7 protein-coding genes are annotated in these 6,579 nt (G+C 60.2%); 1 reads left to right on the top strand and 6 read right to left on the bottom strand.

Annotated elements, in window-relative coordinates; translation table 11 throughout:
* Positions 1–160 precede the first annotated feature (160 nt).
* Positions 161–472, top strand: coding sequence for a c-type cytochrome (locus tag Q427_RS27015; protein WP_051496761.1), 312 nt, complete (start codon positions 161–163; stop codon positions 470–472).
* An 86-nt stretch (positions 473–558) separates the two neighbouring features.
* On the opposite strand, the gene Q427_RS27010 is transcribed toward Q427_RS27015, so the two are convergent.
* The 6 genes from Q427_RS27010 to Q427_RS32860 all read right to left on the bottom strand — a co-directional run.
* Positions 559–1,086, bottom strand: a complete 528-nt coding sequence (locus Q427_RS27010; protein ID WP_043518626.1) for a nitrous oxide reductase accessory protein NosL — start codon at positions 1,084–1,086, stop codon at positions 559–561.
* 45 nt (positions 1,087–1,131) lie between these two features.
* Entirely contained in the window at positions 1,132–1,962 is an 831-nt protein-coding gene (locus tag Q427_RS27005) for an ABC transporter permease (protein WP_043518621.1), read from the bottom strand.
* Positions 1,959–2,936, bottom strand: a complete 978-nt coding sequence (locus Q427_RS27000) for an ABC transporter ATP-binding protein (RefSeq protein WP_051496759.1) — start codon at positions 2,934–2,936, stop codon at positions 1,959–1,961. The genes Q427_RS27005 and Q427_RS27000 overlap by 4 nt, the downstream gene beginning before the upstream one ends.
* Positions 2,933–4,234, bottom strand: a complete 1,302-nt coding sequence (locus Q427_RS26995; RefSeq protein ID WP_051496758.1) for a nitrous oxide reductase family maturation protein NosD — start codon at positions 4,232–4,234, stop codon at positions 2,933–2,935. Before Q427_RS26995 ends, Q427_RS27000 begins: the two co-directional genes overlap by 4 nt.
* A gap of 71 nt (positions 4,235–4,305) precedes the next feature.
* Complete coding sequence (gene nosZ / locus Q427_RS26990; protein ID WP_043518619.1) at positions 4,306–6,231, bottom strand: TAT-dependent nitrous-oxide reductase; 1,926 nt, start codon at positions 6,229–6,231, stop codon at positions 4,306–4,308.
* 135 nt (positions 6,232–6,366) lie between these two features.
* Positions 6,367–6,579, bottom strand: a 213-nt coding sequence (locus Q427_RS32860) for a hypothetical protein (protein WP_043518617.1), incomplete at its 5' end; no start/stop codon positions are given.

The raw sequence follows: 6,579 nt of genomic DNA, 5'->3' as shown, positions 1-6,579 counted from the left end.
AGATTCCGTCAACACCACAATAGATTTGCCGATGCTTGCTGTTGGCATGGCAATATTGGCAATAGCATCGAAGGCAGTCTGGAGATGGGCCTGACCCAAGTAACGACTGGCTTCACTGTCAACCCGTACCAACCGTGACCTCGCTATACCAGGAGAACCCATGAAAAAAGTGACTGCCGCCCTGTTGGCCGGCGCTGCCGCCCTCGCCTTCACAGCCACAGCCCAGGCCGAGCCCGATGGCGAAGCCATCTACAACCAGGCCTGCATGGCCTGCCACATGACCGGCGCTGCCGGTGCTCCGATTCGCGGTGACGAAGCCGCCTGGGCGCCGCGCCTGGAAAAAGGCATGGACACGCTCTATGCCCACTCCATCGATGGCTTCCAGGCCATGCCGCCGAAAGGTGGGCACATGGGCCTGAGCGACGAGGAAGTGAAGGCATCGGTGGATTACATGCTCGAGCCCGTGCTGTAATTTCATCGCGCCCTATAAAATAGCTACAGCCCCACAAGACAGCCCCGGCAGGAGAMCTGGCCGGGGSCTGTCTTGTGGGGCGCGCACTACATGGTGCGCTGGATGTGCGCCCTTGCCAGTGCGTTGATCACCGCTACATCGACTTCCTCATAGTCCAGCAGGCGTCCGTCATGCTCATCGATGAAAGCGCGCGCATCGGCTTCACTGCCGAATGAGGCCAGGGTCGGCCCCATCCCACCCATCAGCGGCTGTTCCGTCACGTAAAAGGCCACGTTCGCCTCGATATAGGCATCGTCTGCCGGGTTGTCCCAATCGGTGATCCCCATATCATGGACAAAGGCCTGCCTTAGCTGAGGCACCGAGTCGGGCTGTAGCAGCCAGACGAACATATCCGATGTGGAACAGAACTTGAGCACACGGCCATCGCGCAGACAGGCCTGGCCCTTGGGGCCAGGATACTCCGCGATATACATGCCACAGACGGCACATTCGTCGCCTGACTCGATGGGCAGCGGCTGGCAAGTGACCTGCTCCTCCTCCTCACCGCTGCAACCTGCCAGCCCTGCCAGCGAGACCCCACCCAGCACGATGATGAACTTCCTGCGTGACAACATGGCTTCACTCTCCATGGCCGGATTAATGAAAAGCCGAATGACGGCTCATGCCTCACGGCGCCGGAAGATCAGCAATGCCAGGGCCAATGGGGCGGCCACCCAGGCCAGCATGGCGCTCAATAGCAAGGCCGGATGAAAGGCAGCATCCGCTCCGATGGAGGCCAGTCCCGCCTGAGTACGCGCTGCCTCGAAGAAGGTCAGGTTGACGATACGGAAGATGTCCGTCGGATTGAGCAGAAGCAGGTAGTGGAAGAGACCTTCGCTGACCTGTCCACCCGTGCCTACCAGCAATCCCAGCAAAGCCAGATCGAAGACGATCACGAACAGGAACCAGACCACCAGGGCGATACCCGCCGCCCGGGACTTCTCGGCCACGCTCACGCTGATCAGGTAGGCAAAGCCGATGAAGGCCCAGCCCAACAGCATCGCCGAAAGGATGAACAGCGCCAGGGCTGCCACCAGCTCGCCAAGGTTCTCCACGCTGCCGAAGCCGGCGATGATCACTCCCGCCACGCCGAAACCGACCAGAGTGGAAACGCCGAGAATGGCGGCATGGCCCAGGAACTTGCCGGCCAGGATCTCGATCCGGCTGATGGGGTAGGTCAGCAGTAGCAGCAGAGTGCCCTGCTCGTCTTCGCCGACGATGCTATCGTAGGCCAGCATCAGTGCAATCAAGGGAATCAGGAAGACCGCCAGGCTCGACAGGCTGACGATGGTGGTAGACACACGGGTGAAGCCCACCTGACCCGATGCTGCAGCGCCGAAATAGGCCAGGCCGATAGCCAGCAGACCGAACACCAGCGTGATCGCCAGCACCCAGCGATTGCGCAGACCGTCTCGAAATTCCTTGCCGGCCACAATCAACAGATTGTTCATACGGTAACGCCCTCCGGGCCTGTATTGGCGGACATACTGACCTGTTCCGTTACACTCTCACGGCGGATGGTGCCGTCGAAGTGCGCATAGAGCGACTCCAGGGTTGGCGGCTCCAGGTCGATGTCCTCGACCTGGCCGTCGGCCAATAGAGCGCGCAGCGCCTCGACCTTGTTGCGGGTCGGCACCGCCAGCTCGAGTCGCCCCGTGACGCCCTGGCTGATGCGGACGCCGAATGCCTGTAGCCGCTCCGCCAGGACCTCCGGCGCCAGAGGCGTACGCAAGCGAATGACCAGCGGCAGATTGGCGATTTCACGCAGCTCGTCGATGCTACCCGAGGCCAGCATGCGGCCCTGCCCCAGTATCGCGGCCCGGTCGATATGGCGCTCTACCCCCGGCAACACATGTGAACACAGGATCACGCTGACGCCGCGTCCTCGCAGTTCGTCGACCATGGCATAGAAGTCACGCGTGGCCATGGGGTCCAGTCCTACGGTTGGCTCATCGAGCAGCATTAGCCGCGGCTCGCCGATCAGCGCCTGGGCCAGGCCGAGGCGTTGGCGCATGCCCTTGGAGTAAGTCTTGACCCGGCGGTGCATGGCATGAGCAAGGCCGACCCGCTCGAGCAAGGTGTCAACGACGCCATGGTCCACACGCTTGAGCCTGGCGAAGTAGCGCAGCACCTCGCGACCGCTGAGTTGCTCATAGAACTGCACGTTCTCGGGCAGGTAGCCCAGGCGCAGCCGCAGGTCGTTGGCTTCGGCGCCGCTCGGATCATGGCCGAATACGCGCAACTCGCCTTCGCTGGGTCGGATCAGGCCCAGGATAAGCTTCATCGACGTGGACTTGCCGGCGCCGTTGTGTCCCATCAGGCCCAGCACTTCGCCTTCACCAAGGGAGAGACTCACGTCATTAAGGGCGGTCAGCTTGCCGAAACGCTTGCTGACGCCAGTCATCTCGATTACGGATTGAGTCATTGCAGTGCCTCCGCCATCCAGTCCGGTAGCGTCATCAGGGGGTGACTGTCTCGCACGCCAGGCGGACGCAGGATCGGGAACTCGCGTTGCACCCAGCGCAATACCTGTACCGCCGGGCTGTTCATCAGGATCTTGGCCATCGGATAGGTCCAGATCAGCCGGTCTACCGAATCGTTGGGCTCATAAGGGATATCGCCGATACCGTCACTATTGAGGTCCCAGCCCAGGTAGTCACTCCAGTAATTGCCGCGCCCTTCGTGGGACCACTCCTGCTCACGAAGGGCCACGTACTTGACCTGGCTCTCGTTACCGACGAAAGCGTTACCATGAAATTCATTGTCCTCTGAGCCGGCGGTCATATGGATGCCGATTTCTGTGCGGGCAAAGAGGTTGTCGCGGATCTCGTTGAACAGCGAATTGTAGACGAAAAGTGCCTTACCCTCGGCGCCGCTGATGGCATGACCGTCAGGCGCAGCTGTCACACCGCCACGCTGAGCTTCAATGGAAACATTTTCGGCGATTACCGAGTCGACGATAAAGTTGAGCAGAAATCCATAGTTCTGGTCACGTATGGAGCGATTGCCCACCACCTCGAGCTGGCGTGACTGCATCAAGGCATAGCCAAGCCGATTGTTGCGCGTCTCGTTGTCGCGCACCACATTGTTATGCGAAAACATGTAGTGCACGCCATAGCGCTGATCCCGCAACAGGTTGCCAATCAGTCGGTTGTCATTGCTGACATCGATATAGATACCGTCGCGAGCTTCCCAGACCTCATTATGGAGAATCTCGGCATTCGTGACGTTGAATAACTGCAGGCCATTACCACGGTCCTGGGAACGAAGAGAAACGTCTCCACTGATACGATTGGCTTCCACTCGTACGTCCGCTACAGCATCCAGCCAGATACCGAAGCCACGCGCCTCGATACGATTGTTTTCGATAATGGTGCCCGTGGCAGCGCCGGCCACAAAAATGCCGCTGTCCACTTCGGTCAGATTAGCCCCATCGTTGCGGACATGAAGCCCATGTACGCGGGTGCCCGGCGCAAAGACAGAAAGCACGGTGCCATGGCCTTGGCCATCCAGGATGGCTCCTGGTTCGCCAGCCAGCTCGATCGGAACCTCAACACGAAAGTTGCCTTCATAGATGCCAGGTGTGATGCGCACCGTATCGCCGGATTGCGCCTCATCCAACACCTGCTGGAGGGGCCTCTCATCCGGCACGACGACCCGCTCGGCAGCAATGGTCAGCGCCGGTAATAGCAGAAGCAGCAGGGAAAGCCATGTCGAACGCATGTTTATCTCGACTTGCAAGGAAAGGAAAGGAAAAGAAGGGGGTCGGCGTTGCCGCCGACCCCGGAGTTGGCTTACGCCGGCTCGACCAGCAGGCGACCCACCATCTCCATGTGCAGCGCGTGGCAGAACCAGTTGCAGTAGTACCAGAACACCCCCGGCTTGTCTGCCGTGAAGGTGATCGAGGCGGTCTGCAGCGGGCTGACCTCCATGCTCACACCGTGGTCCACCACACAGAAACCGTGGCTCAGGTCCTCGATGCGGTCGAGGTTGGTGATGGTAACCGTGACCTCGTCGCCCACCTTGACGGGGATTTCGGTAATACCGAAGTTCGGGGCCACCGACGTCATGTAGACCCGCACCTTGTTGCCGTCGCGGATGATCTTGTTATCCGTCTCGACGTTGACGCCATCCTCCTCGGCCTTGGCGATGGTTTCGGCAAAGTAAGGATCATCCCGCTCCCAGACCTGCTTGGTGGTGATCTGGTCACGACGGATGATCACCGCATCATGCGGCTCGGCGAAGGTGGGCGTGTCATGCACCAGCACCATCTCGTCACCGGAGATGTCGATCATCTGGTCGTTCTCGGGGTGCAGCGGGCCCACCGGCAGGAAGCGGTCCTTGGAGAACTTGTTAAGAGAGAACAGCCACTTGCCATCGGCATCCTTGGACTCGGACAGAGTCGCATGGTTGTGTCCGGGCTGATAATGCACGTCCAGCTTCTGGCGGATGTACTCCACGTCCTCGCCGTTATAGTTGCGCACGGCATCTTCCATGTTCCACTTCACCACCTGGCTATCGATAAAGACCGTGGTGTAGGCGTTGCCGCGGCCGTCGAAGGTGGTGTGAAGCGGCCCCAGGCCGATTTCCGGCTCGGCGGCGATGACATCGCGCTCGTCATCCAGATTGCCCTCGAAAAGATCGTCGAGCTTGGCGATCTCGATCATCGACACGGTCGGCGACAGCTTGCCGGCGGCGATGAAATACTTGCCATCGGTAGATGTGTTGAGGCCGTGCGGATTCTTGGGCACCGGCACATAGCGAGTGACATTGAGTTCAGAGCTCTTGCGACCGTCCACGACCGGCACGTCGGAGTTGCCGATGGTGGTATAGTTGCCGTCAGCCACCGCCTGCTCGATACGCTCGATGCTGAACACGGTCACCCAGTCGCGGTCGGCGCGCATCTTGCCGGCCAGGTCCACCGCACCCTCGGAGTTGTAGCAGGTCGCGGCAGCATATTTGCCAGTGTAGTCGGCATCCATGTTATCGAGGTTGCCGTCGACGATGACCTGCCACTTCACCTCCATGGTGTCGGCGTCGATGGCATTCCACATGGTGTAGTACTTCGACGGGTCATTGATGTCGCGACCGTCGTTGGGCTGCGGAATCATGTACTCGCCATTGGCGAACACATAGCCGGTGCGCGGCGCCTTCTGCAGACGCAGGCCATGGATGGCCTGGACATTGGGCACGGTAACCATCTTGTCGGTCTTGAAGACGTCGAGACGAATCCGCGCCACCCGAGTATTGGCCTTGTCGTTGATGAACAGGTAGCGTCCATCGTGGCTGCCATCGGTATAGCTGATGTGCGGGTGGTGGGCATCACCGTTGGTGAAACGGTGACTATCGCCCATGATGCGCTTCGATTCGTTGGTCATGCCCCAGCCGGAAGCCGAGCAGTGGTTGAAGACCGGAATCCGCATGATTTCACGCATGGAGGGAACGCCATAGACGCGCACCTCGCCGCTGTGGCCACCACTCCAGAACCCGTAGTATTCGTCCAGCTCGCCCGGTCCCACATGGGTGCTGGCCGCATTGCCATTGCTGGCGGCCTGGGCCGGTTGGCTGCGCGTCAGGGCACCGACGCCTGCCACACCCGTGACACCGGCCATACCTGCCGCGCCGACCATGGCACTGCCTGCCAGGAAGCGGCGACGCCCCTTGTTGACCGGAACAACGTCAGACCCGGTGGGCTTATCGTCCTGATGGTTGTCGCTCATGACACTACCTCCGTTTCGTTTTTTTTCGAGAAAGTCTCGATGCCGACTCTTCGTTCGGCCTTCACTGTCCAGCGACACGTCGGACGTCGTTGACGCGAGCCGCACCGCCGGGGATCTTCTCCCGAGGGGGTCCCCTCAGGCCCTGTCTGTGGCCACTTCGGTCACAGGTATACGTTGCTTGTCTGCTGCCTTGCCGCTCAACCGTGAGGCCTTTTCGCGCTTCTTGCGCTGCACCACCATGGGCGGACACTTACGATCGTTGTAGTAAGTCACCTGGCAATCCAGGCAGTAATGGCATTCGTTGGGATTGATATGTCCGTCAGGATGGATCGCGCCGATATGGCATTC

It is taken from the genome of Halomonas sp. BC04 (assembly GCF_000568385.1).
The sequence above is the reverse complement of the archived record's forward strand: the minus strand, read 5'-3'. Positions and strand labels throughout refer to the sequence as shown.